Origin of the sequence: Pseudomonas lini, from assembly GCF_964063345.1 — a bacterium.
Classification (GTDB): domain Bacteria; phylum Pseudomonadota; class Gammaproteobacteria; order Pseudomonadales; family Pseudomonadaceae; genus Aquipseudomonas; species Aquipseudomonas lini_B.
In genome coordinates this window covers 995999-1020443 of the sequence record NZ_OZ061318.1, presented here as the reverse complement: position 1 = coordinate 1020443, position 24445 = coordinate 995999, and the positions used below count along the sequence as shown (strand labels likewise).

Annotated in this window: 18 protein-coding genes; 11 read left to right on the top strand and 7 right to left on the bottom strand. The window is 59.1% G+C overall.

What is annotated here, in order from left to right:
* Positions 1–64 precede the first annotated feature (64 nt).
* Positions 65–1993 (bottom strand): transglycosylase SLT domain-containing protein, encoded by a 1929-nt coding sequence (locus tag AB3226_RS04735; RefSeq protein ID WP_367372219.1) that lies wholly within the window; start codon positions 1991–1993, stop codon positions 65–67.
* 213 nt (positions 1994–2206) lie between these two features.
* Here AB3226_RS04735 and AB3226_RS04730 point away from each other — a divergent pair, with 213 nt between their 5' ends.
* Entirely contained in the window at positions 2207–4126 is a 1920-nt protein-coding gene (locus AB3226_RS04730; protein WP_367372218.1) for an ATP-binding cassette domain-containing protein, read from the top strand.
* A gap of 191 nt (positions 4127–4317) precedes the next feature.
* On the opposite strand, the gene AB3226_RS04725 is transcribed toward AB3226_RS04730, so the two are convergent.
* Complete coding sequence (locus AB3226_RS04725; RefSeq protein ID WP_123359995.1) at positions 4318–4755, bottom strand: universal stress protein; 438 nt, start codon at positions 4753–4755, stop codon at positions 4318–4320.
* A gap of 104 nt (positions 4756–4859) precedes the next feature.
* On the opposite strand from AB3226_RS04725, the gene AB3226_RS04720 reads away from it, so the two are divergent.
* From AB3226_RS04720 to AB3226_RS04690, 7 genes are all read left to right on the top strand, one after another.
* The gene (locus AB3226_RS04720; protein WP_367372217.1) at positions 4860–5297 is read left to right on the top strand and encodes a hypothetical protein; all 438 of its coding nucleotides are present in this window, start codon (positions 4860–4862) and stop codon (positions 5295–5297) included.
* A 613-nt stretch (positions 5298–5910) separates the two neighbouring features.
* Positions 5911–8058 carry a fatty acid oxidation complex subunit alpha FadB gene (fadB, locus tag AB3226_RS04715; RefSeq protein WP_367372216.1) on the top strand — a complete coding sequence of 716 codons (2148 nt, stop codon included), beginning with the start codon at positions 5911–5913 and terminating at the stop codon, positions 8056–8058.
* 30 nt (positions 8059–8088) lie between these two features.
* Entirely contained in the window at positions 8089–9264 is a 1176-nt protein-coding gene (gene fadA, locus AB3226_RS04710) for an acetyl-CoA C-acyltransferase FadA (protein WP_008007076.1), read from the top strand.
* Positions 9265–9362: 98 nt separating this feature from the next.
* Positions 9363–9599, top strand: coding sequence for a DUF1653 domain-containing protein (locus AB3226_RS04705; RefSeq protein WP_007907781.1), 237 nt, complete (start codon positions 9363–9365; stop codon positions 9597–9599).
* 114 nt (positions 9600–9713) lie between these two features.
* Positions 9714–12341: a type I DNA topoisomerase gene (topA, locus tag AB3226_RS04700; RefSeq protein WP_038979973.1), complete on the top strand. Its 2628-nt coding sequence runs from the start codon at positions 9714–9716 to the stop codon at positions 12339–12341.
* Between the two features lie 138 nt (positions 12342–12479).
* Positions 12480–13004 (top strand): DUF6586 family protein, encoded by a 525-nt coding sequence (locus AB3226_RS04695; protein WP_367372215.1) that lies wholly within the window; start codon positions 12480–12482, stop codon positions 13002–13004.
* A 141-nt stretch (positions 13005–13145) separates the two neighbouring features.
* Positions 13146–13379 carry a hypothetical protein gene (locus AB3226_RS04690; protein ID WP_367375751.1) on the top strand — a complete coding sequence of 78 codons (234 nt, stop codon included), beginning with the start codon at positions 13146–13148 and terminating at the stop codon, positions 13377–13379.
* Between the two features lie 93 nt (positions 13380–13472).
* On the opposite strand, the gene sulA is transcribed toward AB3226_RS04690, so the two are convergent.
* Both sulA and lexA read right to left on the bottom strand, forming a co-directional pair.
* Positions 13473–13946, bottom strand: coding sequence for an SOS-induced cell division inhibitor SulA (sulA, locus tag AB3226_RS04685; protein ID WP_008073066.1), 474 nt, complete (start codon positions 13944–13946; stop codon positions 13473–13475).
* 10 nt (positions 13947–13956) lie between these two features.
* Positions 13957–14565 carry a transcriptional repressor LexA gene (lexA, locus tag AB3226_RS04680; RefSeq protein WP_367372214.1) on the bottom strand — a complete coding sequence of 203 codons (609 nt, stop codon included), beginning with the start codon at positions 14563–14565 and terminating at the stop codon, positions 13957–13959.
* A gap of 229 nt (positions 14566–14794) precedes the next feature.
* On the opposite strand from lexA, the gene AB3226_RS04675 reads away from it, so the two are divergent.
* The 3 genes from AB3226_RS04675 to AB3226_RS04665 all read left to right on the top strand — a co-directional run bounded on the left by AB3226_RS04675 (position 14795) and on the right by AB3226_RS04665 (position 17421).
* Positions 14795–15502: a TetR/AcrR family transcriptional regulator gene (locus AB3226_RS04675; RefSeq protein WP_258621106.1), complete on the top strand. Its 708-nt coding sequence runs from the start codon at positions 14795–14797 to the stop codon at positions 15500–15502.
* Between the two features lie 158 nt (positions 15503–15660).
* A complete protein-coding gene (gene nagZ / locus AB3226_RS04670; RefSeq protein ID WP_367372213.1) occupies positions 15661–16671 on the top strand; it encodes a beta-N-acetylhexosaminidase in 1011 nt (336 codons plus the stop codon).
* A 12-nt stretch (positions 16672–16683) separates the two neighbouring features.
* Positions 16684–17421, top strand: a complete 738-nt coding sequence (locus tag AB3226_RS04665) for an S-methyl-5'-thioinosine phosphorylase (protein WP_367372212.1) — start codon at positions 16684–16686, stop codon at positions 17419–17421.
* A 109-nt stretch (positions 17422–17530) separates the two neighbouring features.
* Here the strand turns inward: AB3226_RS04665 and AB3226_RS04660 are convergent, their stop codons facing one another.
* From AB3226_RS04660 to mfd, 3 genes are read right to left on the bottom strand one after another with little or no spacing between them, the layout of a single operon-like run.
* Positions 17531–20224, bottom strand: coding sequence for an SNF2-related protein (locus AB3226_RS04660; RefSeq protein WP_367372211.1), 2694 nt, complete (start codon positions 20222–20224; stop codon positions 17531–17533).
* Positions 20225–20235: 11 nt separating this feature from the next.
* On the bottom strand, positions 20236–20814 hold the full coding sequence (locus AB3226_RS04655) for a CsiV family protein (RefSeq protein WP_367372210.1): 579 nt from the start codon (positions 20812–20814) through the stop codon (positions 20236–20238).
* 10 nt (positions 20815–20824) lie between these two features.
* A complete protein-coding gene (gene mfd, locus AB3226_RS04650; RefSeq protein WP_367372209.1) occupies positions 20825–24274 on the bottom strand; it encodes a transcription-repair coupling factor in 3450 nt (1149 codons plus the stop codon).
* Between the last annotated feature and the right edge of the window lie 171 nt (positions 24275–24445).

Genomic DNA, 24445 nt, shown 5'->3' with positions numbered 1-24445 from the left:
GCATTTTTTACAGTTGCGGAAAAGATCGTCCGATCGCGGCCCGAGCTGCGGCAGCGCCTACAGATCATTGATCGTCAAAATACCGCTCATGCCAATCCACCAGAGGTTGTGGTGAGTTGAGCTTCTGGCCGTAGATCACCGAGTACGACAACACGTTTTGCACGTACTGGCGGGTTTCGTCGAACGGGATGCTTTCCACCCACACATCGAAGCTCAAGTGATCGGCGCCACGCAGCCATTGACGTACGCGGCCGGGGCCGGCGTTGTAGGCGGCAGAGGCGAGGACGCGGTTGCCGTTGAACTGGCTGTGGACCTGGCTCAGGTAAGCGGCACCGAGCTGAATGTTCTTGTCCGGATCGAGCACTTGCTGCGGCGAAGCGAGGGGAATGCTGAACTTGCGCGCGGTTTCCTTGGCGGTGCCGGGCATCAGTTGCATCAAGCCGCTGGCACCGACGCCGGAGCGCGCATCGGCCATGAAGGCGCTTTCCTGACGGGTGATGGCGAATACCCAGCTCGAGTGCAGGCCACGAACCTTGGCTTCACGGACCAGGGTTTCGCGGTGGGCCATCGGGAAACGAATATCCAGGTCGTCCCAGTATTTCGCCTGACTGATGGTGCGGATCGCCGGGAAATACCATTTCAGGTCGTAAGCCAGTTTCGCCTGGGCGACCATTTCGTCACGGCTGAAGTGCCGGCTGACGTGGTACCACTCGCGACGACCGTCGACGATCTGCCCGCGTGCATGGAATTCCAGGGCACGTCGCACGCCCGGGGTATTGCGCACCTTGTTGATCAGCGCCTGACTGAGCACCAGCGGTTTGTTGTTCAGCGAATAGGGGGATTGCGAGCGATCAGCCGCCAGGAAACCGTAGAAGTCGCGCTCGCGAGCCAGGCCCTTGTAAAGCGTCTGTGCTTCCGGATTCTGTGGCTGCGCCAGCTCCAGGCTGCGAGCCTGCCAGTAACGCCAGCGGTTGGTGGTGGCCAGATCCTGAGGCAGGCGGCGGGTCAACTGATAGGCATCGTCCCAGCGGGCCAGGCGTAACAGCAGGCGCAAACGCCATTCGGAAACGGTGTTGTCCCGTAGCTCCGGGTCGTATTTGGTCATTACGTCCAGCGCGCGGCTGTCGAAACGACGAGCGAGGGTCAGCCCGATTTCCCGGGCAATCGCGACTTTTTCGTCACGAGAGAAGTGCATGCTGCTGGCATAACCGTCGAGCAGGGCCATGGCCTTGTCCGGATCCTGACGGGCCAGGCGGCGCAGGCCGAGGCTGACGATGTCGGACATCGGTTCATCCGCCGGGGTGAAGCGCGACGGCTGATTGAGCAGCTCGGGGTTCTGCGCCACATCCACCAGCAAGCGACCGCGAGGGGCGAGTGTCGTCAGGCCATTGATCAGGCTGTTGGCCAGCGGATAATTGCGCGCCTGGGCGGCGAGCTTGGTGCGTTCCCAGCGTTTCTGTTCGGTCAATTGGCCCTCGGCGGCCCACATGCCGAACAAACCATCGCATGCGTCGGGCTGGGTTTTGCCGCTCAACCAGAGCTTGTCGGCGTTGGCGTAGCCTTCGACCTTGCGGTTGTGGCTGATCTGATACTGCGCGTTCAGGCAGTCCAGTTCGGTGAAATTGAGCTTGGGGTCATAATATTTGACGAAGGTCGCCCAATCGCCGCGTTCGGCCAGCCAGCGCAACCAACGCAATTTCATCCAGTTGGCTTGCGGCAGGTCACCGTGTTCGGCGAGGAATTTCTCGATTTCGGCGTTGCTCGCGGTTTTCAGACGCGCGGTCAATTCGTCATACGCCAGATAGGGCTCCAGCGGATAATCGCTTAGCGCCTGGCTGTAACGGAAATAAGGGCCGGAATCGCCTTTGGCCAAGGCACGCTTGGCTTCATCGTAATACTGGCGTTGGGTGGACAGGTCCACCGCCTGGGCGGATTGAGCGGCAGCGGCTGTAAGAAGCAAACACGAAAAAAGATTGAAAAGGCGACTGCGCATGAGACGTCCGGGCAGAGAAATCATGACAAGTGCCGGCGAGAGCGGCACTGAATTATCTGTAGCTTAGCCTTTTGCCAGCAGCGGGCGAAAGCTTTGCCGAGCTGTCGGCACAAGTTCGCAACAATTGTTGTGCAGAGTGCTTCGACATTGAAATTGCCGGCCTTCTGAAGCCTCAAGTCAGGTAGAATGCGCGCCCGGTTTTTGGAGAAGCTCATGACCCTGCTCAAATTCAGCGATGTGTCCCTTGCTTTCGGCGCTATGCCGTTGTTGGACAAGGTGTCCTGGCAGATCGCCCGTGGTGAGCGGGTGTGCATCATCGGCCGCAACGGCACTGGCAAGTCCAGCATGATGAAGCTCGTCAAGGGCGACCAGAAGCCCGATGAAGGCTCTGTTTGGCGCGCACCTGGCCTAAAGATTGGCGAATTGCCGCAAGAATTGCCGGTAGCCGACGAGCGGACCGTGTTCGACGTGGTTGCCGAGGGCCTGGACGGTGTCGGCGAGCTGCTCGCGCAGTACCACCACCTGAGCCAGAACATCGTCACCGACGCCGATCTGGACAAACTGATGCATGTCCAGCACGACCTCGAAGCCCGCGACGGCTGGCGTTTGCAGCAACTGGTCGACAGCACCTTGAGCCGCTTGCAACTGCCGGCCGACAAGACCCTCGCCGAATTGTCCGGCGGCTGGCGTCGTCGCGTCCTGCTGGCTCAGGCGCTGGTTTCCGAACCGGATCTGCTGCTGCTCGATGAGCCGACCAACCACCTGGACATCGGTGCAATTGCCTGGCTCGAAGAAGCGCTGAAGGATTTCCAGGGCGCCGTGTTGTTCATCACGCACGACCGTTCATTCCTGCAGAACCTTGCGACCCGCATCCTGGAACTGGATCGTGGCGGCCTGATCGACTGGAACGGCGACTACGCCAGTTTCCTCGTGCACAAAGAGGCGACTCTGGCTGCTGAAGAAACCGCCAACGCGCTGTTCGACAAGAAACTGGCCCAGGAAGAAGTCTGGATCCGCCAAGGCATCAAGGCTCGCCGCACCCGTAACGAAGGCCGCGTTCGCGCATTGAAAGCCTTGCGCGTTGAGCGTAGCGAGCGTCGTGAGCGCACCGGCAAGGCCAACATTCAGTTGGATACCGCCGACAAGTCCGGCAAGCAGGTCATGGTCCTCGAGAACGTGAGCTTCGCTCACCCGGGTGGCCCGTTCCTGATCAAGGATTTCTCGATGGTCCTGACGCGCGGCGACCGTATCGGTCTGCTCGGCGCCAACGGTACCGGCAAGACCACGCTGCTGAAACTGATGCTCAGCGGCCTGCAACCGACCAGCGGCAAAGTGGAAGAGGGGACACGCATCGACGTGGCCTACTTCGACCAGTTGCGCCATCAGCTGGACCTGGAAAAGACCGTGATCGACAACGTGGCCGAAGGTCGCGACTTTATCGATATCGATGGTCAGAGCCGCCATGTGTTGAGCTACCTCGGCGACTTCCTGTTCAGCCCGCAGCGTGCCCGCACGCCGGTCAAGGCGCTGTCCGGTGGTGAGCGTGCCCGTCTGTTGCTGGCCAAACTGTTCAGCAAACCGGCGAACCTGCTGGTACTCGACGAACCGACCAACGACCTGGACGTGGAAACCCTCGAGCTGCTGGAAGAGGTATTGCTGACCTTCAACGGCACCGTGCTGATGGTCAGCCACGACCGGGCATTCCTCGACAACGTGGTCACCAGTACCCTGGTCTTCGAAGGCGAAGGCAAGGTTCGCGAATACGTCGGTGGGTATCAGGACTGGCTGCGTCAGGGCGGCTCGCCGCGCCTGCTGGGCGTGACCGAGAGCAAGTCCGGCAAGGCCGACCTGAGCTCGGCTGTCGTCACTGCTGAACCCGCGCCAGTCGCTGCGGCAGTAGAGGCGCCGGTGGCAAAGAAAAAGCTCAGTTACAAGTTGCAGCGTGAGCTGGAAATGTTGCCGAGTCAGATCGAAGCCATGGAGCAGCAGATCGTGGTGGTTGAAGCGCAGATGGCAGATGCCGGCTTCTATCAGCGTCCGGCTGCCGAGACGGCTGCGGTGATCGCTCAGCTTGAGCAGTTGCAGGCTGAACTCGACGTGATGGTCGAGCGCTGGGCCGAGCTGGATGCCTGATTGATCCGGCGATAAAAAAAGCCCGGCGTTCAGTGATGAGCGCCGGGCTTTTCGTATGAAATGCGATCTACTGGCTGCGTTAGATCCCCTGTGGGAGCGAGCCTGCTCGCGAAGACGGTTTAACATCCAACAAATCTGTCGACTGTGACACCGCCTTCGCGAGCAGGCTCGCTCCCACAGGGTATGGGTTGTCAGCTTTTGATCAGGCGAACCGCCAGCACATCGCAAGGCGCGCCGTGGAGTACGTCATTGGCGGTGGAGCCGAGCAGCAGTGCCAAGCCGTGTCGGCCATGACTGCCCACCACGATCAGGTCGCAGGTTTGCTCCTTGGCAAGGTGGTGAATCTCCTGACGCGGCTGGCCGTAGGTCAAGTGACTGTATTCCTTGGAGAGCTCCGGATACTTAAGGATTAATCGCTCAAGGCGCTCTTTGGCCTGATCGAATTGTTGCTGTTGCAACTGGGAAAGGTCCATCGGCACGTCGCCACCAAAGGCCATGGCCATTGGTTCGACGATATGCACCAGGGACAGCTTCGCGCCATTGCTCACCGAGAGTTCGCGAGCTCGGTGGATTACAGGATCGCACTCTTCGGTTAGATCTACAGCGACCAGAATGTGGTGGTAGGGCATGAGGTGCTCCTCCTGAGGATTGCAATATTGGTAAGTATGGCTGGTTTCAAGCGCATCGGTTTCAAAGTGACTCAATGCGCTCATCAAGAATCGGGAGTACAGATATGACGGTCTGGATAGTGGTGTCAATCCTGCTAGTGGTCTTGAGCCCGCTGGCGTGGTTGCGACCGTCTCGTGCCCAGAGCGGGCGCATGGCCCTGCGCATGGAGGCGCGGCGCATTGGCCTGGCCATGCAACTGGCGCCCCAGGAATGGCCGCACTGGCTGAACGAGGAACCGCCGAGCCCTTGCGCCCAGTACCATCGGCCGCGCCGTGGCACGCGCCCGGCGTGCTGGAGTTATTGGCAGAAGGCGCCGGGTGTGTGGGTCAATCAGTGGCAGGAGGTCTGTGAGGATGGGATGCTGCTGAATCATTTCGAAAAATTGCCTGCCAACGTCTACAAGGTCGAGGCAGACAAGCAAATGATTGCCCTGTATTGGGGCGAGAAGGGCGAATCGAATGTTTTGCAGGACATTGATGCGCTGCTGAAAGCGCTGGCCTGAAATCCGATCCGGGAGCTGCCGCAGGCTGGGATCTTTTGATTTTGTTTTTAAGAGCAACATCAAAAGATCGCCGCCTGCGGCAGCTCCTACACAGTGGCGCGTCGTCGCCTGACAGACAGGCAATAAAAAGCCCGACATCATCATCGGGCTGAGGTTGGCCAGGCAGGCCGGTAATTCTTTGTGCGCTGATCTTACGCTGGACATTCGTCAAAAGCGTTCAGATTTTTTCTTCAGAGTCCCGCCAGCGTAGCTTGTTAAACACAGGCTGCCGCTAATTAGGGCGACTTTTCTAACTATTGATTCTATGAATGGTCTCGCATGCATCCTGCGTGTTCAAGGCTTCGTGGTACGGAAGTGACCGGAAAGTCGCGTTTCAACCAGTATTTTGGGCGATTGACAATTGCCGGAAATTCCGTGAAGGTGACATACCCAAATCAAACGGGCGTATGAATTGAGCGTTTGTATTACAGAATGCTCCTACAGAATCCCGACTATCGCGTTGGCGGGTGTGCCGGGTGAGATGGCGTTAGCATTGACGGATAAACGTCCCTGCCGAGCCACTCGCCTGCGTCCGACGTGTACTGTTCAGCTTCCATATCGTGGAGATCAGTTGATGATTTACGAAGGTAAAGCCATCACGGTTAAGGCTCTTGAAAGTGGCATCGTCGAATTGAAATTCGACCTCAAGGGTGAGTCCGTCAACAAGTTCAACCGTCTTACCCTGAACGAACTGCGTCAGGCCGTAGACACCATCAAGGCAGATGCTTCGATCAAGGGTGTGATCGTCAGCAGTGGCAAGGACGTGTTCATCGTCGGCGCCGACATCACCGAATTCGTCGACAACTTCAAGCTGCCGGATGCAGAGCTTGTTGCTGGTAACCTCGAAGCCAACAAGATTTTCAGCGATTTCGAAGACCTCAACGTCCCGACTGTCGCCGCGATCAATGGCATCGCACTGGGCGGCGGTCTGGAAATGTGCCTGGCGGCAGATTTCCGCGTCATGGCCAATACCGCCAAAATCGGTCTGCCGGAAGTCAAGCTGGGCATCTACCCGGGCTTCGGCGGTACTGTGCGTTTGCCGCGCATCATCGGTGCCGACAACGCCATCGAGTGGATTGCCGCCGGTAAGGAAAACCGCGCTGAAGACGCGTTGAAAGTCGGTGCTGTCGACGCCGTGGTTGCTCTAGAGAAACTGCAGGAAGCGGCTCTGAATTTGGTCAAAGGCGCCATCTCCGGTGAGTTTGACTACAAGGCCAAGCGTCAGCCGAAGCTCGAAAAGCTCAAGCTCAACGCCATCGAACAAATGATGTCGTTCGAAACCGCCAAAGGTTTCGTGGCCGGTCAAGCAGGCCCGAACTACCCGGCACCGGTTGAAGCGATCAAAACCATCCAGAAAGCCGCGAACTTCGGTCGTGACAAAGCGCTGGAAGTCGAAGCCACCGGTTTCGTCAAACTGGCCAAGACCTCTGCCGCGCAGAGCTTGATCGGTCTGTTCCTGAACGATCAGGAGCTGAAGAAAAAGGCCAAGGCCTACGACGAAATCGCCAAGGACGTGAAGCAGGCTGCTGTATTGGGCGCCGGCATCATGGGTGGCGGTATCGCTTATCAGTCGGCCTCCAAAGGTACGCCGATCCTGATGAAAGACATCAACGAGCACGGCATTGAGCAAGGTCTGGCTGAAGCCGCCAAGCTGCTGGTGGGCCGCGTTGATAAAGGTCGCATGACCGCGGCGAAGATGGCCGAAGTGCTCAATGGCATTCGTCCGACCCTGTCCTACGGCGATTTCGGTCACGTCGACCTGGTCGTCGAAGCCGTTGTCGAGAACCCGAAGGTCAAGCAAGCCGTACTGGCCGAAGTTGAAGGCAAGGTCAAAGAGGACACCATCCTCGCGTCCAACACCTCGACCATTTCCATCACCTTGCTGGCCAAAGCCCTCAAGCGTCCGGAAAACTTCGTCGGCATGCACTTCTTCAACCCGGTGCACATGATGCCGCTGGTTGAAGTGATCCGTGGCGAGAAGTCCAGCGAAGTGGCCGTTGCCACCACCGTTGCCTACGCCAAGAAAATGGGCAAGAACCCGATCGTCGTCAACGACTGCCCGGGCTTCCTGGTCAACCGCGTGCTGTTCCCGTACTTCGGCGGTTTCGCCAAACTGGTCAGCGCCGGTGTGGACTTCGTCCGCATCGACAAGGTCATGGAAAAATTCGGCTGGCCGATGGGCCCGGCGTACCTGATGGACGTGGTCGGCATCGACACCGGTCACCACGGTCGCGATGTAATGGCTGAAGGCTTCCCGGATCGTATGAAGGACGATCGCCGTTCGGCCGTCGACGTGCTCTACGAAGCCAAGCGCCTGGGCCAGAAGAATGGCAAGGGCTTCTACGCCTACGAGACCGACAAGCGCGGCAAGCAGAAGAAAGTCGCCGATCCTTCGGTGCTGGAAGTGCTCAAGCCAATCGTGTTCGAACAGCGCGAAGTCACTGACGAAGACATCATCAACTGGATGATGATCCCTCTGTGCCTGGAAACCGTGCGTTGCCTGGAAGACCGCATCGTCGAAACCGCCGCCGAAGCTGACATGGGTCTGGTCTACGGTATTGGTTTCCCTCCATTCCGTGGCGGTGCGCTGCGCTACATCGACTCGATCGGTGTTGCAGCGTTCGTTGCCCTGGCTGACCAGTACGCTGATTTGGGCGCGCTGTACCACCCGACCGCGAAGCTGCGTGAAATGGCCAAGAACGGTCAGAGCTTCTTCGGTTAAGCGCCCACACTAGAGCGAGAGTGAACGTATATGAGCTTGAATCCTAGAGACGTCGTGATTGTCGACTTCGGTCGTACGCCGATGGGCCGCTCCAAGGGCGGCATGCACCGCAACACCCGCGCTGAAGACATGTCGGCGCACCTGATCAGCAAATTGCTGGAACGCAACGTCAAGGTCGACCCGAGCGAAGTCGAAGACGTGATCTGGGGCTGTGTGAACCAGACCCTGGAGCAGGGCTGGAACATCGCCCGCATGGCGTCCCTGATGACGCAGATCCCGCACACCGCGGCCGGTCAGACCGTCAGCCGTCTGTGTGGCTCGTCGATGAGTGCTCTGCACACCGCCGCGCAAGCGATCATGACCGGTAACGGTGACGTGTTCGTCGTTGGTGGCGTCGAGCATATGGGTCACGTGAGCATGATGCACGGTGTCGATCCGAACCCGCACATGTCTCTGTACGCGGCGAAAGCCTCGGGCATGATGGGCCTGACCGCGGAAATGCTCGGCAAAATGCACGGCATTACTCGCGAACAACAGGACGCCTTTGGCGTGCGCTCCCACCAACTCGCCCACAAGGCGACTCTGGAAGGCAAGTTCAAAGACGAAATCATCCCGATGCAGGGCTACGACGAGAACGGTTTCCTGAAACTGTTCGACTACGACGAAACCATTCGTCCGGAGACCACCCTGGAAAGCCTGGCGGCTCTGAAGCCAGCGTTTAATCCGAAGGGCGGCACCGTGACAGCCGGTACTTCGTCGCAGATCACCGACGGTGCTTCGTGCATGATCGTGATGTCGGCGCAGCGTGCCCAAGACCTGGGCATCCAGCCGATGGCGGTGATTCGTTCGATGGCAGTGGCAGGTGTGGACCCGGCGATCATGGGCTATGGTCCAGTACCGGCAACGCAGAAAGCATTGAAGCGCGCGGGTCTTGGTATCAACGATATCGACTTCTTCGAGCTCAACGAAGCTTTCGCCGCACAGGCGCTGCCAGTGCTGAAAGATTTGAAAGTGCTCGACAAGATGAACGAGAAGGTTAACCTGCACGGCGGCGCGATCGCCCTGGGTCACCCGTTCGGTTGCTCCGGTGCCCGTATCTCCGGCACTTTGCTGAACGTGATGAAGCAGAATGGCGGCACCTTCGGGGTAGCTACCATGTGCATTGGTCTCGGCCAAGGCATCTCCACCGTCTTCGAACGCGTTTAAGCGTTTCGCTGATGGAAGCCGGGGCCAAGTGCCCCGGTTTTTGTTTTTCCGGATTTATTTTGTTTTTATTTTGAAAAAATTTCAGTGAGGGCCAAAGCATGCCGATACAACCTGGGCTCTACGAACATTACAAAGGTCCGCAGTACCGCGTATTCGCGGTTGCGCGGCATTCGGAAACCGAAGAGGAAGTGGTCTTCTACCAAGCCCTGTATGGCGATTACGGCTTTTGGGTGCGCCCCTTGAGCATGTTCCTGGAGTCGGTCGAGGTTGACGGCGAACAGGTGCCACGCTTTGCTTTGGTGCAAGCCGAACCGAGCGTTTTTCCGCAGCCATAAGGGGAGTGCGCGCAGAACCCTGCGCTTGACCTCACCTTGTAGCCACTATATATAGCGGTGCCGCGTCAGGCGCCAACCGCCTTTCACTTCTAGAATTCAGGAATTTTCTGATCCATGGGCAAATCGCTGGTCATTGTGGAATCCCCGGCTAAGGCCAAGACCATCAACAAGTATCTGGGTAACCAATACGTGGTGAAGTCGAGTATCGGCCATATCCGAGACCTGCCCACCAGCGGTTCGGCTAGCGCCAGCAAAGAGCCTGCCGCCAAGCGCGGCAAGGCCGCCGCAGGTGAAGGTCCGGTGCTCACGCCGAAAGAGAAAGCGCGCAAGCAGCTGGTCTCGCGCATGGGTGTCGATCCCGATCATGGCTGGAAAGCCAAGTACGAGATCCTCCCGGGCAAGGAAAAAGTCATCGAAGAGCTGCGCCGGCTCGCCAAAGATGCTGACACCATCTATCTCGCAACCGACTTGGATCGCGAGGGGGAAGCCATTGCCTGGCACCTGCGCGAAGCCATCGGTGGTGACGACAGCCGCTATAAGCGCGTGGTGTTCAACGAAATCACCAAGAAAGCGATCCAGGAAGCCTTCTCCAAACCGGGCGAGCTGGACATCGATCGAGTAAACGCCCAGCAGGCGCGTCGCTTCCTCGACCGCGTGGTGGGTTACATGGTTTCGCCGCTGCTATGGGCCAAGGTCGCCCGTGGCCTGTCTGCCGGTCGCGTGCAATCGGTTGCCGTGAAGCTGGTGGTCGAGCGTGAGCGTGAAATCCGCGCGTTCAACCCGGAAGAGTACTGGGAAGTTCATGCCGACCTCGGCACCGCCAAGGGCGCGACCGTGCGCTTCGACGTAGCCCGCGAGAAAGGCGAAGCCTTCAAGCCGCTGAACGAAGCCCAGGCCATGGCCGCGCTGGAAAAGCTCAAGGCTTCCAGCTACAGCATCGTAAAACGCGAAGACAAACCGACCAGCAGCAAGCCGTCGGCACCGTTCATCACCTCCACCCTGCAACAGGCCGCGAGTAACCGCCTGGGCTTCGGTGTGAAGAAAACCATGATGATGGCCCAGCGTTTGTACGAAGCCGGCTACATCACGTATATGCGTACCGACTCCACCAACCTCTCGGCCGATGCCGTGACGATGGCGCGTACCTATATTGAAGGCGAGTTCGGCAAGAAGTACCTGCCGGAAAACCCAAACGTCTACAGCAGCAAGGAAGGCGCACAAGAGGCTCACGAAGCGATTCGTCCGTCCGACGCCAATACCGAGCCAAGCAAGCTGTCGGGCATGGAACGTGATGCCGAGCGGCTTTACGAGCTGATCTGGCGCCAGTTCCTGGCCTGCCAGATGCTGCCGGCGCAATACCTGTCGACCACGGTTACCGTCGGTGCCGGCGACTTCGAGCTGCGTGCCAAGGGCCGCATCCTGAAGTTCGACGGTTACACCCGCGTCATGCCGCAAATTGCCAAGCCTGGCGATGACGATGTGCTGCCGGACATGGCCCAGGGCGACGCGATGAAGCTGATCAAGCTTGATCCGACCCAGCACTTCACCAAGCCGCCGGCGCGTTACTCGGAAGCGAGTCTGGTGAAAGAAATGGAAAAACGCGGCATCGGTCGTCCTTCGACCTACGCGGCGATCATTTCGACCATCCAGGACCGCGGCTACGTGGCGCTGCACAACCGTCGTTTCTACTCGGAAAAGATGGGCGACATCGTCACCGAGCGTCTGGCCGAGAGCTTCTCCAATCTCATGGACTACGGCTTCACCGCCGGCATGGAAGAGAACCTCGATGACGTGGCTCAGGGCGAACGCGACTGGAAAAACGTGCTCGACGAGTTCTACGGCGACTTCAAGAAGAAACTCGAAGTGGCTGAAAGCGCCGAAGGCGGCATGCGCGCCAACCAGCCGGTAATGACTGACATTCCGTGCGTGTTGTGCGGTCGTCCGATGCAGATTCGTACAGCTTCGACAGGCGTATTCCTCGGTTGCTCGGGCTACAGCCTGCCGCCGAAAGAGCGCTGCAAAGCCACCGTCAACCTGGTGCCGGGCGATGAAATCGCCGCGGACGACGAAGGTGAGTCCGAGTCGCTGGTATTGCGTGGCAAGCATCGCTGCCCGATCTGCAGCACGGCCATGGACGCTTATCTGCTCGATGAGAAGCGCAAGCTGCATATCTGCGGTAACAACCCGGATTGCTCTGGCTACGAAATCGAAGAGGGCACCTATCGCATCAAGGGCTACGAAGGTCCGAGCCTGGAATGCGACAAGTGCGGCAGCGAGATGCAGCTCAAGACCGGTCGTTTCGGCAAGTTCTTCGGTTGCACCAACGCCACCTGCAAGAACACCCGCAAACTGTTGAAAAGCGGTGATGCGGCGCCGCCGAAGATGGACCCGGTGAAGATGCCTGAGCTCAAATGCGAAAAGGTCAACGACACCTACATCCTGCGCGACGGTGCTTCCGGCCTGTTCCTGGCGGCCAGTCAGTTTCCGAAAAACCGCGAGACCCGTGCTCCGCTGGTGATGGAAATCGTGCCGCACAAGGATGAGATCGATCCGAAGTATCACTTCCTCTGCGAAGCGCCGAAGAAAGATCCGGATGGCCTCCCTTCGGTAATTCGTTACAGTCGCAAGACCAAAGAGCAATACGTGCAGACAGAGGTCGACGGTAAGCCGACTGGCTGGAAGGCGTATTACGACGGCGGCAAGTGGACGGTTGAAGACAAGCGTCCATCAGCCAAGGCTTAAAAGGCTGGACACCAAAGGCCGCATGACAACCCTCGGGTTTTCATGCGGCCTTTTGTTTTGGGCTTGCGGGAAGCTCAGGTGATCCACGACACTGTCTGACCTGCGTGAAGCAATTATTTCGTTGTGGAGGCTGCCGTCATGGCCCACGAACTCTATACCCGTACCAACCAGAAGATTTATTTCGCCGGCCTGTCGCTGGAAGCGCTCGCCAAAGCCGAAGAGGGGCGGGCGATGAACTCCCTGGCGCTGATTCAGGCCGGACGCGAATCAGCGTTGTTTCACCTGTACGGTGCGCTGTTGGGGCTGTGCCATGAAATCGCCGGTTTCTATCGACTGCCTCAAGCCAATGCGCCGCGGGCAGAGATGCTGCTGGCCCGCGAAGTACTCGAAACCATCGCTATTCCGGAAATGGCCGAGATGGTCGAGCTGGCGCAAAACCCTGAAACCTGGCTGGCCAAGCTGCTGTCGGCACACGCCGCATTGTTTCAGCCGCCTCGCGTTCCGCACAAGCCCAAGGGCGATGTGACGCAGCCGCTAATCCAGGCTGTTAATCTGGATGAAGATGAGGCGCCGCAAGAGCTGAGTCGGGAAGAGCTGGAGAGCTGGCGTCAGAACCTTAAAGGTCTGGCGATTCGGTTTCGCGAAGGATTGAACGAGTGCTGAAAGATTGAGTGTTTAGGGGTGGGGCCGCTCAAGGAAGAGTGATGTCAGAAATTTCTCTTCGTGATGGCATTTGGTCAAGATCCCGAGCGAAGCTTGGCTGATGCCTATATAATCCCCGCCTTTCGTGGAGAACAGACCTTTATGCCAACGTCCTTTCTAGAAATTGTCGAGTTACCAGACGGCCGAATCGAGCTGCGCAGGGCCGAGGACGAGGGTTCTCTGGTTACTTTGGATTTCTCCGAGGATGCCAAGGTTTTCCTGCAAGGCCAGCATGTCGAAGTCGCCAAGGCGATGTTGAGCGTCGGTGTTCAGATGGCAGGACGCCTGGTTGAAGGCGAATTTGATAAGGAAGAGGGGACACGGGTTCTTCATTGATCCCGCCCGTCGGATTCTTCAGATACCACTACAGATTGGCTTCTCTATCCCTGGAGAAGCCCCGCGCTGTTCAGCGCGCACAGTGTTTGTCAGTTAACCCAGTCGAATATTCAGGCTTTGCGCATCCCCGATACGGGCGGCGCTGATCAACTGTTGTCGCGACGTTGTGCTCAGCGGGTTAAGCCAGCTGACTACCGTATGGCTGCGGCCAAGTCGCAAGGCTTCGCAGGTCAACTGCTGAGCGCTCTGCGTGCCGCGCGGTTGCAGGAGCAGAATGCGCTCACGGTTCAGACCGGCGTCCCGTAACCAGGCTTGTGTCAGGCTAGCGGGCGGGGCGATCAGTGTCAGCCAGCGTGCATCCTGATCCTGACTCAGTTCCCTGAGAATCGGTGCCAGAAGGTTCAGGCAGTTCCCGGCCGCGCCGCGCAGTGATAGCTCGCTGAAGACTTCGGGCTCGGCGCTCCAGGGCGATTCGACCACATCTTTCAGGATCGGCGCCAATGGCTGTGCCATGAACGCCTCAAACAACGGCAGTTGGGCTTGCTGTGAGGTATGTGGGAACTGCATAAAGCCTCCTTTAGCGGCGAATCACGCCGACACTCAAGCCTTCGATAACCAGTTCCTGATCTTTCAGGTTGACTTCGATAGGGGCGAATTCAGGGTTTTCGGCAATCAACCAGACCTTGCTGCCGTCGCGCTTGAAGCGTTTGACGGTCACTTCGTCGGCGATCCGCGCCACCACGATCTGACCGTTACGGGCTTCACGGGTGGTATGGACGGCGAGCAGGTCGCCGTCGAAAATACCGATGTCCTTCATGCTCATGCCATGGACCCGCAGCAGATAGTCAGCGCGAGGATGGAAGAACGAAGGGTTGATGTTGCAGGATTCTTCGATGTGCTGCTGGGCGAGGATCGGCGCACCGGCAGCCACCCGGCCAATGATCGGCAAGCTGGACTCGTCGGCCTTGGCTTCGAAGCCAGGAATGCGGATGCCGCGGGAAGCGCCCGGGGTCATCTCGATCGCTCCCTTGCGGGCCAGCGCCTTGAGGTGTTCCTCCGCCGCATTGGGCGACTTGAACCCCAGTTCCTGAGCGATTTCCGCGCGGGTCGGCGGGTAGCCGTTGTCTTCGAGGCAACGTTTGATGAAGGCCAGAATCTCTGCTTGGCGTGGCGTCAGCTTTAGCATATTGATCGCTCTGTCTTTTTATACAGTGACTGGGATTATATACAGTGAACGGGTCTTGGCAATGCCCCTTTTTTTATCGGCCGCTGGACGGTCATTTCGCTCGCTGATTGAAGCGCCACTGTTGTATGGTTAAATACCTGACCGACCATTCCCAAAACGAACCGCCAGACTTGACAAGGCCAAGGCTGAAACGTATGTTTCAAACAAGTGTTTGTCAGGCGGAGTAGCCATGGCCCAGTCGGAAACCGTTGAACGCATTCTCGATGCTGCCGAGCAGTTGTTCGCGGAAAAAGGTTTTGCTGAAACCTCATTGCGTCTGATCACCAGCAAGGCCGGTGTCAATCTGGCGGCGGTGAATTATCACTTCGGGTCGAAGAAGGCGCTGATTCAGGCGGTCTTCTCGCGTTTTCTCGGACCTTTCTGCCTCAGTCTCGAAAAAGAGCTGGAGCGCCGTCAGGCCAAGCCCGAGAACAAGCCGACCCTTGAAGAGCTGCTGGAGATCCTTGTCGAGCAGGCCTTGGTGGTGCAGCCACGCAGCGGCAACGACTTGTCTATTTTCATGCGTTTGCTGGGGCTGGCGTTCAGTCAGAGCCAAGGGCACTTGCGTCGTTACCTGGAAGATATGTACGGCAAGGTGTTCCGCCGTTACATGATGCTGGTCAACGAGGCCGCACCGCGCATTCCTCCGATCGAATTGTTCTGGCGTGTGCACTTCATGCTCGGTGCCGCGGCGTTCAGTATGTCGGGGATCAAGGCCTTGCGTGCGATCGCCGAGACCGACTTCGGCGTCAACACCTCCATCGAGCAGGTGATGCGTTTGATGGTGCCGTTCCTGGCCGCAGGCATGCGGGCCGAAACCGGCGTCACCGACACTGCCATGGCCACCGCGCAGTTGCGTCCACGCAGCAAATCGGCCCCGGTCGCCGCCAAGGTTTAACCGCACACGGGTGGGCGCGGCAGCTGACATCCGCTAAGCTAGCCGCCCATGCCGACTCTCGTTCTGAATCCGCTTCTCATTGATATCGCCGACCTGCCGGGCTCAGCCCATGGCGGCGAATTCGTGCGAGCCGGGTTTATCGTAATCAAGGAATCTCTATGACTGCTGGCCTGCAAGGCTCGTTGATGGTGGACGTCGCCGGTACCTGGCTGACGGCTGAAGATCGCCAATTGTTGCGCCAGCCCGAAGTGGGCGGCCTGATCATTTTTGCCCGCAACATCGAACATTCGCGTCAAGTGCGCGAGTTGAGCGCTTCGATCCGCGCCATTCGTCCCGATCTGCTGCTGGCGGTGGATCAAGAGGGCGGTCGGGTTCAGCGGTTGCGTCAGGGCTTCGTGCGACTGCCAGCCATGCGCGCCATCGCCGACAATCCGAATGCCGAATACCTGGCCGAGCAGTGTGGCTGGATCATGGCGACCGAAGTGCTCGCGGTCGGTCTCGACTTGAGTTTCGCCCCGGTGCTGGACTTGGATTACCAGCGCAGCGCGGTGGTTGGCACCCGTTCGTTCGAAGGTGATCCCGAGCGCGCCGCCTTGCTCGCCGGTGCATTCATCCGCGGCATGAACAGCGCCGGAATGGCCGCCACCGGCAAGCATTTCCCCGGTCATGGCTGGGCCGAGGCCGATTCCCATGTCGCGATTCCCAACGACGAGCGCAGCCTCGATGATATCCGCGCCAACGACTTGGTGCCGTTCGCGCGATTGAGCAAGCAACTGGCTGCCGTCATGCCCGCTCATGTGATTTATCCACAAGTCGATTCCCAGCCTGCGGGTTTCTCCCGTCGCTGGTTGCAGGACATCCTGCGCGGCGAGCTGCAGTTCGATGGTGTGATCTTCAGCGACGACCTGTCGATGGCCGGTGCGCACGTGGTCGGCGATGCCGCCAGTCGCATCGAAGCTGCATTGACCGCCGGTTGCGACATGGGCCTGGTGTGCAACGATCGCGCGGCTGCCGAATTGGCGTTGAGCGCCGCCCAGCGTTTGAAGGTCAAACCATCGGCGCGTATTGCGCGGATGCGTGGGCAGGCGTACGCCAGCACCGAATACCGTCAAGACCCACGCTGGCTGGCGGCCATCGGCGCGCTCAAAGAAGCTCAATTGATTGATTAAGGATTTTTCGTAATGACGGTTTACGCGATTATCGGTGGCACCGGCCTGACTCAACTCGAAGGCCTGAGCATTCGTCAGTCATTGGCGGTGGACACACCTTTTGGCGCGCCTTCGGCCGAGGTGCAGATCGGTGAGTACGCCGGCAAGGAAGTACTGTTTCTCGCGCGTCACGGGCACCCACATCGTTTTCCGCCGCATCAGGTGAACTATCGCTCCAACCTGTGGGCCTTGAAGCAGGCCGGCGCCGAAGCGATTCTCGCGGTCAATGCCGTGGGCGGGATTCATGCCGCGATGGGCACCGGACATTTCTGCGTTCCGCACCAATTGATTGACTACACCAGCGGTCGCGAACACACCTATTTCGCCGATGACCTGGAGCAGGTCACGCACATCGATTTCAGCTATCCCTACAGTGAAGCCCTGCGTCAGCAATTGATTGCGGCGTTGGCGGCTGAAGGGGTTGGCTACAGCAGCCATGGCGTGTACGCCTGCACCCAGGGACCGCGTCTGGAAACCGTCGCTGAAATTGCGCGCCTGGAACGTGACGGTTGCGACATCGTCGGCATGACCGGCATGCCGGAGGCAGCGTTGGCGCGTGAGCTGGAACTGGATTACGCCTGTCTGGCGCTGGTGGTGAACCCGGCGGCGGGCAAGTCGACAGCGGTGATCACCATGGCCGAGATCGAACAGGCATTGCATGACGGGATGGGTAAGGTGAAGTCGACGTTGGCGCGGGTGTTGAAAGGTTGATAGACCGTTAAACCGAGTCGACCCCATCGCGGGCAAACCACGCTCCCACAGGTAAAGTGATTTCCTGTAGACGCGAGGCTTGCCCGCGAAGGCAATCTACACATCGACGCTACTTATCAATTTTCTCCGGCAACGGCGCAAACAACGCCTCGATATCATCGCTCTGCAACTTCCAGTCCCCGGCCTTGCGCCCATCCAGCACGCCAGCGGCAAGATCGGATTTTTCCTTCTGCAGATGCTGAATTTTCTCTTCCACCGTGCCCCTGGCAATCATCTTGTAGACGAATACCGGCTTCTCCTGACCAATGCGATAGGCACGATCAGTCGCCTGATTTTCTGTCGCAGGGTTCCACCAAGGGTCATAGTGAATCACCGTATCGGCTTCGGTCAGGTTCAGTCCTACGCCACCAGCCTTCAGGCTGATCAGAAAGATCTGACGCTTGCCGCTCTGGAATTCTTTCACCGGTGTGCGTCGGTCGCGGGTTTGTCCGGTCAGGATTGCATACGCCACACCGCGTTTTTTCAGCTCGTCCTCGATCAACGACAGCATTGAGGTGAACTGCGAAAACAGCAGAATCCGCCGACCTTCTTCAAACAACTCTTCCAGCATTTCCATCAGGCTATCAAGCTTGCCGGAGGTGCTGCCGCGCGCGGGCAGGGCGGCGTCGTTGACCAGGCGTAAATCGCAGCACACCTGGCGCAGCTTCAGCAGCGCCTCAAGGATGATGATCTGACTGCGCGCCACGCCCTTGAGGGTGATTTCGTCGCGGACTTTTTTGTCCATGGCCAGGCGCATGGTTTCGTATACGTCGCGCTGGGCTTCGTTGAGTTCGACCCAATGAATGATCTCGGTTTTGGGCGGCAGTTCGGTGGCCACCTGTTCCTTGGTTCTGCGCAGCAGGAACGGTTTTATCCGACCGTTGAGGTGCTGAAGCCTTACTTCGCTGGCGCGCTTTTCTATCGGTACGCGGTAATCGCGGTTGAAGCTTTTCACGTCACCGAGCCAGCCGGGCAGCAAAAAGTGGAACAGCGACCATAGCTCGCCCAGATGGTTTTCCAGCGGCGTGCCGCTCAGGCATAGACGTTGGCGAGCATTTAGCTCACGGGCAGCATGGGCAGCTTTGCTGTTGGGGTTTTTGATGTACTGCGCTTCATCCAGCACCAGTACATGAAACGGTTGTGCGGCAAGGCGTTCGACGTCCTTGGGCAGCAGCGCATAGGTGGTCAGAATCAGGTCGTAATCGGCCAGGTGCGCGAAATGCTTTTTGCGACTGGCACCGTACAGCGCCAGCACTTTGAGCTGCGGCGTGAAATGCGCCGCTTCGTCGAGCCAGTTGGGGATCAGGCTGGTGGGCATGACCACCATGCACGGCCGATCGAGGCGCCCGGCGTTCTTCTCGCTGAGAATATGCGCCAGGGTCTGTAGGGTTTTGCCCAGACCCATGTCGTCCGCGAGAATCCCGCCGACTTCCAGTTGCCGCAACGACTGCATCCAGCTCAGGCCTTCCAGCTGATATGGGCGCAGGGTGGCATTCAAACCTTCGGGTGCAGCGGCGGTATGGTCCTTGATGTCGCGCAGGCGCTGGGCAAAGGTGCGGATCTGCTCGCCACCTTCCCAAAGCAATGGCAGACCTTCCAGCGGATTCAATCGTGTGGCGTCGGCCTTGCTCAGGCGCAGCGTGGTTTCGCCGGGCTCTTGCAGATAAAACTCGCCGAGGGTGGCCAGCACCGGTTTCAAACGGCCGAAGGGCAGGGCGACCTGCAATGGGCCTTGGTCGGTGCTACGGCGCTGCGGGATGTTCACCAGAATCAGTTCGTCGTCGCGACGTCGGGCGAGCCGTTCCGGGTTGAGGAGCTCGGTGTGGGAGCGCATCAGGTTCAACAGAATCGGCAATAGGCTCAGCCGTTCGCCGTTGACGATGATCCCCAATTCGAGGTCGAACCAGTCGCGCTCAGGTGCCTGCTCGACAGTGGCGTACCAGTCGTCCACGGCGGTCAGGTCGAAGCCGAAATCCTCATCGATCTGTAACTCCCAGCCCTGGGTGCGCAGCTTCGGCAGCTCGTTGAGGGTGAAGGTCAGCCAGGCGCTGTCGTTGACCATCTCGTAGAGTTCGCCGGCACTTTCCGGCAAGGCCTTGCTTTGTCGGGTGGCGATCTTGAAGCCGAGGATTCGCAACTGCTCCCTGTAGGCTTGTTCGACTTCTGGGTGGCGTTTTATCCGCAACGTCTGCGTCTCCTGACGAATCAGGATGTCAGTGTTTTTCTGTCCGCTGACGTATTCATCCAGATAGCTGAAGGACAGCGCCGCTCGATGCTGGATGTAGCGCTGCATCTTGCCGTTGCGCGGTTCGAAGGCGCTGAACTCAATGCTCGCCAGCCACAGGCGCGGCACCGGTTGCACGTTGTCCACCAACACTTGCGGCGGCGCTTTGGGGCTACGGTTTTCCAGTACAGCCTGAAGTTTTTCCAGCAGTTCAGCGTCTTTGGCAGCCGCCGGATAAGCAAGGGTTTCCTGCACTTGCAGCAACACCGCCGCGCAATGTTTGCAGTTGCTATGAACCGGGCAGGTGCACGTGGCGTCGATCATCAGCAAGGTGCCTTTGGCCGACTCGCGCAGGCGAATGGTCTGACGGTAAACGTTACCGCCAGAGCCTTCGCAACTGGCGGTGATGGTGGCATCGCCGACTTCGACGATCCTGACGCGGTTCTCCAGAGCGTAGCGGCGGCCACGCTCCAGGCTCTGTTCCTTGAATCGGCTGACCCAGGATGTTGCCAGGGGTTTGCTCAGGGTCGCGGAGGACATAAGGGCTTCAATCAGTCCGGAATTACATCAGGGACTGGCCGAGGCGCAGGGGCGGTCAGCGAGGTGATCTTGATCAGCAGGCCCAGGTGGCCGTTGTCGAGGAAGTTCAGCTGACCGTTCTTGGTGTGGCTTTCCTGCTTCAGGCGTTCGCTGGCGGTGACCAGGCCGTTGGCATCAATCTTGTTGACCCAGAAGTCGGCATCGACGTCGGTGAAGCGCCCCAATTTCAGGCTCAGCGTGCCCTCGATCGGGAACTGCCCGAACTGTTCGGTGCCTTCGCTGATCGCGACTTTGCTGGCTTCTTCGCCGAGCGTTTGTTGCCAGGCCTTGTGCAACAACACGGTGTATTCATTGCTGGCGGTGAGCTTTTCCACCTCGGGATTAAGGCTCGGCGTGCGAAAACTGTCGGGGCTGATGCGTTGAGCACCGGCATCCCAGTCTTCCGGCGCGGCGCGGCTGACGATGGCGGGCACGGTGTTTTGCCGCACCAGAATCATTTCAACCTGATACAGATCATCGGCAAACGCCGTGGGGGCGAGCAGTGACATCAACAACGTCAACAACAAGGTCAGTGAGCGAAACAGGCGCATGCGGCGTCCTTCAAGCAGTGGTCGGAATGAGGCGCTCGAATAGCGCTTCTATAGTATTAAAGCGTTCTTCCGGGCGCTCCATTGGTACCTGGAATTTGAACATTGTGGCGCCTTCGAATTTGTAGCGTTTGGGCTGGCTCTGGATCAGTTTGATCAGTGTCAGCGGGTCGACCGGGGTCTGGGCCGCAAACTCGATTCTTCCGCCTTGCGGACCGCCGTCGACTTTCTTGATGCCCAGTTGTTCGGCCTGCAATTTCAGTGCAGTGATCCGCACCAGGTTCTTGGTCGGCTCTGGCAGCAGACCGAAACGGTCGATCATCTCAACTTGCAGGTCCTTGAGGCCTTCCTCATCGGTGGCCGAGGCAATGCGTTTGTAGAGAATCAATCGAGCATGAACATCCGGCAGATAGTCCTCGGGAATCAACGCCGGTACACGCAGATTGACTTCGGGACCACCGCCCAGCGGTTGATCGAGGTTCGGCTGTTCGCCCTTGCGGATCGACTTCACGGCGCGCTCGAGCATTTCCATGTACAGCGTGAAACCGACGGCCTGGATCTGCCCGCTCTGACCGTCGCCCAGCAGTTCGCCGGCACCACGGATTTCCAGGTCGTTGGTGGCGAGCACGAAGCCCGCGCCGAGGTCCTGGGTATTGGCGATCGCTTCCAGGCGCTTTTCTGCGTCGGGAGTGATTTGCTGGCGCGGCGGTGTCAGCAGGTAAGCATACGCCTGGTGGTGGCTGCGACCCACTCGGCCACGCAGTTGGTGCAACTGCGCCAGGCCGAACTTGTCGGCGCGCTCGATGATGATGGTGTTGGCGCTCGGCACGTCGATGCCGGTCTCGATGATGGTCGAGGCGATCAGCACGTTGAAGCGCTTGTGGTAGAAGTCGCTCATCACTTGTTCGAGATCGCGTTCACGCATCTGCCCGTGGCCGATGCCGATCCGCGCTTCCGGCACCAGTTCGGCGAGGTCGGCGGCGCATTTCTCGATGGTCTTCACGTCGTTGTGCAGGTAGTAGACCTGACCGCCACGCAGCAACTCACGCAGCAGGGCCTCTTTGACCGTGCTCTTGTTCTGCTCCATGACGAACGTGCGCACCGACAGGCGACGGGCCGGTGGCGTGGCGATGATCGACAGGTCACGCATGCCCGACACCGCCATGTTCAGCGTGCGCGGAATCGGCGTAGCGGTCAGCGTCAGGATGTCGACTTCACTGCGCAGCGCCTTGAGCTGTTCTTTCTGACGGACACCGAAGCGGTGCTCTTCGTCGATGATCACCAGCCCGAGGTTTTTGATCTTCACGTCGTCTTGCAGCAGCTTGTGTGTGCCGATGACGATGTCGATCTTGCCTTCGGCCAAGTCCGCGACCGCGGCGTTGACTTCCTTGGTCGACTTGAAGCGGCTCATCACTTCCACGCTCACCGGCCAGTCGGCGAAGCGGTCGCGGAAGCTGTTGTAATGTTGCTGGGCGAGCAGGGTGGTCGGCACCAGAATCGCCACCTGACGACCGCCATGCACTGCGATGAACGCCGCGCGCATCGCCACTTCGGTCTTGCCGAAACCGACGTCGCCGCAGACCAGACGATCCATCGGTTTCGGCGCGAGCATGTCGGCGCGCACCGCTTCGATGGTGGTCTGCTGATCCGGGGTTTCTTCGAACGGGAAACCGGCGCTGAAGGTCGCGTAATCGGCTTTCGGGTCGGCGAAGGCATAACCCTCGCGAGCGGCGCGACGGGCGTAGATGTCGAGCAGCTCGGCGGCCACGTCGCGCACTTGTTCGGCGGCTTTGCGTTTGGCTTTCTGCCAGGTCTCGGAGCCGAGGCGGTGCAGCGGCGCCAAGGCATCGTCGCTGCCGGTGTAACGGGCGATCAGGTGCAGGTTGGCGACCGGGACGTACAGCTTGGCGTTCTCGGCATATTCAAGGGTCAGGAATTCGGCGGCTTGATTATCGATTTCCAGGATCGTCAGCCCCAGATAGCGGCCGACACCATGATCGATATGCACAACCGGCGCGCCTTCGCGCAGCTCGGTGAGGTTCTTGATCACTGCATCGTTGTTGGCGTCAGCGCGTTTCTCGCGACGGCGGCGCTGCATCACGCGCTGGCCGAACAATGGGCTTTCAGCGACCAGGGCCAGCGCTGGATCGTCCAGCAACAGACCTTCGTCGAGCGGCGCGATGGTGATCGCCAAGCGCTCCTTGCTCGCGACAAAGTCTGGCCAGCTGTCGACGGTTTTCGGTCGCAGCTTCAGGCGCTCCAGCAATTCCAGCAGCACTTCACGGCGGCCCGCGGACTCGGCGGTAAACAGCACGCGGCCGGGGAACTCGTCGAGGAAACCGGCCAGAGCCGCCAACGGCTGAGTGGCCTTGGCTTCGATGGCCAGGTTCGGCAGCGGCTGAGCCGGGAAGCGCTCGCGGCCGACACCGGTTTCCACGTCCTGTTGACTGGCAACCACACGGGGCCAGCTCTTCAGGCGGGCAAAGCAATCTTCCACGGGCAAGAACAACTCGGCCGGTGGCAATAAAGGACGGGCCGGATCGACGCGACGCTCTTCGTAACGATTGCGCACGTCGTTCCAGAAATTCTCTGCCGCCTGTTCGATGCCCGGCAAAGAGAACACTTGTGTGTCCTGGGGCAGGTAATCGAACAGCGTGGAGGTTTCGTCGAAGAACAGCGGCAAGTAGTACTCTATACCCGCCGGTGTAATCCCGCTGCTCAAATCCTGAAAGATCGGGCAGCGACGGAAGTCGACATCGAAACGCTCGCGAAAGCGCGCCTTGAAACGGGTGACCGCGTCTTTTTGCAGCGGGAACTCCCGCGCCGGCAGCAGACGAACGGTGTCCACCTTGTCGATGGAACGCTGGTTTTCCGGATCGAAGGTACGCAGGGTTTCGATTTCGTCGTCGAACAGATCGATACGGAAGGGCAGTTTGCTGCCCATCGGGAACAGATCGATCAGCGAGCCGCGCACGGTGAATTCGCCGTGCTCATAGACTGTATCGACGTAACGATAGCCGGTGGCTTCTAGCCGGGTGCGCATTTGCTCGACATCAAGCTTCTGGCCGACATCCAGCACCAGGCTGCTGCCGAGCAGAAATTTGGTCGGCGCCAGGCGGTGCAGGGCCGTGGTGATCGGCACGACCAGCACGCCATGCGCAAGCTCCGGCAACCGATACAGGCTGGCGATGCGCTGAGAGATGATGTCCTGGTGTGGCGAGAACAGGTCGTAGGGCAGGGTTTCCCAGTCGGGGAAATGCAGGACAGGCAAATCCGGGGCGAAGAAACTCAGCTCCTGTTCCAGCCGTTCGGCACTCTGGCTGTCGGCGGTCAGTAGCAGGGTAAAGCGCTTGGCAGCGCTGGCGGCCTCGGCGATGGCCAGGCTCAGGGCGGCACCGGGCAGGTTGCCCCAGTGCTGTTTACCTGCCGCGGCAGGGAGAAGCGGTAGACGCAGAACGGGCACGGAAGGTTGAGCTCCAAGCGTTGCGACAAAGTCGACAATTGTAACGGCCTCAGGTGCCGGCTGTCAGTTGCAGATATGTCTATTACGCGGGTTGGGCGAAATGTAGTGGTAATGACAAAATCGAGCGGTTTTTTAGTGAAAATTACTGATTATGTAGTGGCAAAACGAACG

What these genes read in the sequence shown, in the direction of transcription:
- AB3226_RS04735 (WP_367372219.1), bottom strand. Translation starts at nt 1,993, where the DNA reads ATGCGCAGTCGCCTTTTCAATCTTTTTTCGTGTTTGCTTCTTACAGCC.
- AB3226_RS04730 (WP_367372218.1), top strand. Translation starts at nt 2,207, where the DNA reads ATGACCCTGCTCAAATTCAGCGATGTGTCCCTTGCTTTCGGCGCTATG.
- AB3226_RS04725 (WP_123359995.1), bottom strand. Translation starts at nt 4,755, where the DNA reads ATGCCCTACCACCACATTCTGGTCGCTGTAGATCTAACCGAAGAGTGC.
- AB3226_RS04720 (WP_367372217.1), top strand. Translation starts at nt 4,860, where the DNA reads ATGACGGTCTGGATAGTGGTGTCAATCCTGCTAGTGGTCTTGAGCCCG.
- fadB (WP_367372216.1), top strand. Translation starts at nt 5,911, where the DNA reads ATGATTTACGAAGGTAAAGCCATCACGGTTAAGGCTCTTGAAAGTGGC.
- fadA (WP_008007076.1), top strand. Translation starts at nt 8,089, where the DNA reads ATGAGCTTGAATCCTAGAGACGTCGTGATTGTCGACTTCGGTCGTACG.
- AB3226_RS04705 (WP_007907781.1), top strand. Translation starts at nt 9,363, where the DNA reads ATGCCGATACAACCTGGGCTCTACGAACATTACAAAGGTCCGCAGTAC.
- topA (WP_038979973.1), top strand. Translation starts at nt 9,714, where the DNA reads ATGGGCAAATCGCTGGTCATTGTGGAATCCCCGGCTAAGGCCAAGACC.
- AB3226_RS04695 (WP_367372215.1), top strand. Translation starts at nt 12,480, where the DNA reads ATGGCCCACGAACTCTATACCCGTACCAACCAGAAGATTTATTTCGCC.
- AB3226_RS04690 (WP_367375751.1), top strand. Translation starts at nt 13,146, where the DNA reads ATGCCAACGTCCTTTCTAGAAATTGTCGAGTTACCAGACGGCCGAATC.
- sulA (WP_008073066.1), bottom strand. Translation starts at nt 13,946, where the DNA reads ATGCAGTTCCCACATACCTCACAGCAAGCCCAACTGCCGTTGTTTGAG.
- lexA (WP_367372214.1), bottom strand. Translation starts at nt 14,565, where the DNA reads ATGCTAAAGCTGACGCCACGCCAAGCAGAGATTCTGGCCTTCATCAAA.
- AB3226_RS04675 (WP_258621106.1), top strand. Translation starts at nt 14,795, where the DNA reads ATGGCCCAGTCGGAAACCGTTGAACGCATTCTCGATGCTGCCGAGCAG.
- nagZ (WP_367372213.1), top strand. Translation starts at nt 15,661, where the DNA reads ATGACTGCTGGCCTGCAAGGCTCGTTGATGGTGGACGTCGCCGGTACC.
- AB3226_RS04665 (WP_367372212.1), top strand. Translation starts at nt 16,684, where the DNA reads ATGACGGTTTACGCGATTATCGGTGGCACCGGCCTGACTCAACTCGAA.
- AB3226_RS04660 (WP_367372211.1), bottom strand. Translation starts at nt 20,224, where the DNA reads ATGTCCTCCGCGACCCTGAGCAAACCCCTGGCAACATCCTGGGTCAGC.
- AB3226_RS04655 (WP_367372210.1), bottom strand. Translation starts at nt 20,814, where the DNA reads ATGCGCCTGTTTCGCTCACTGACCTTGTTGTTGACGTTGTTGATGTCA.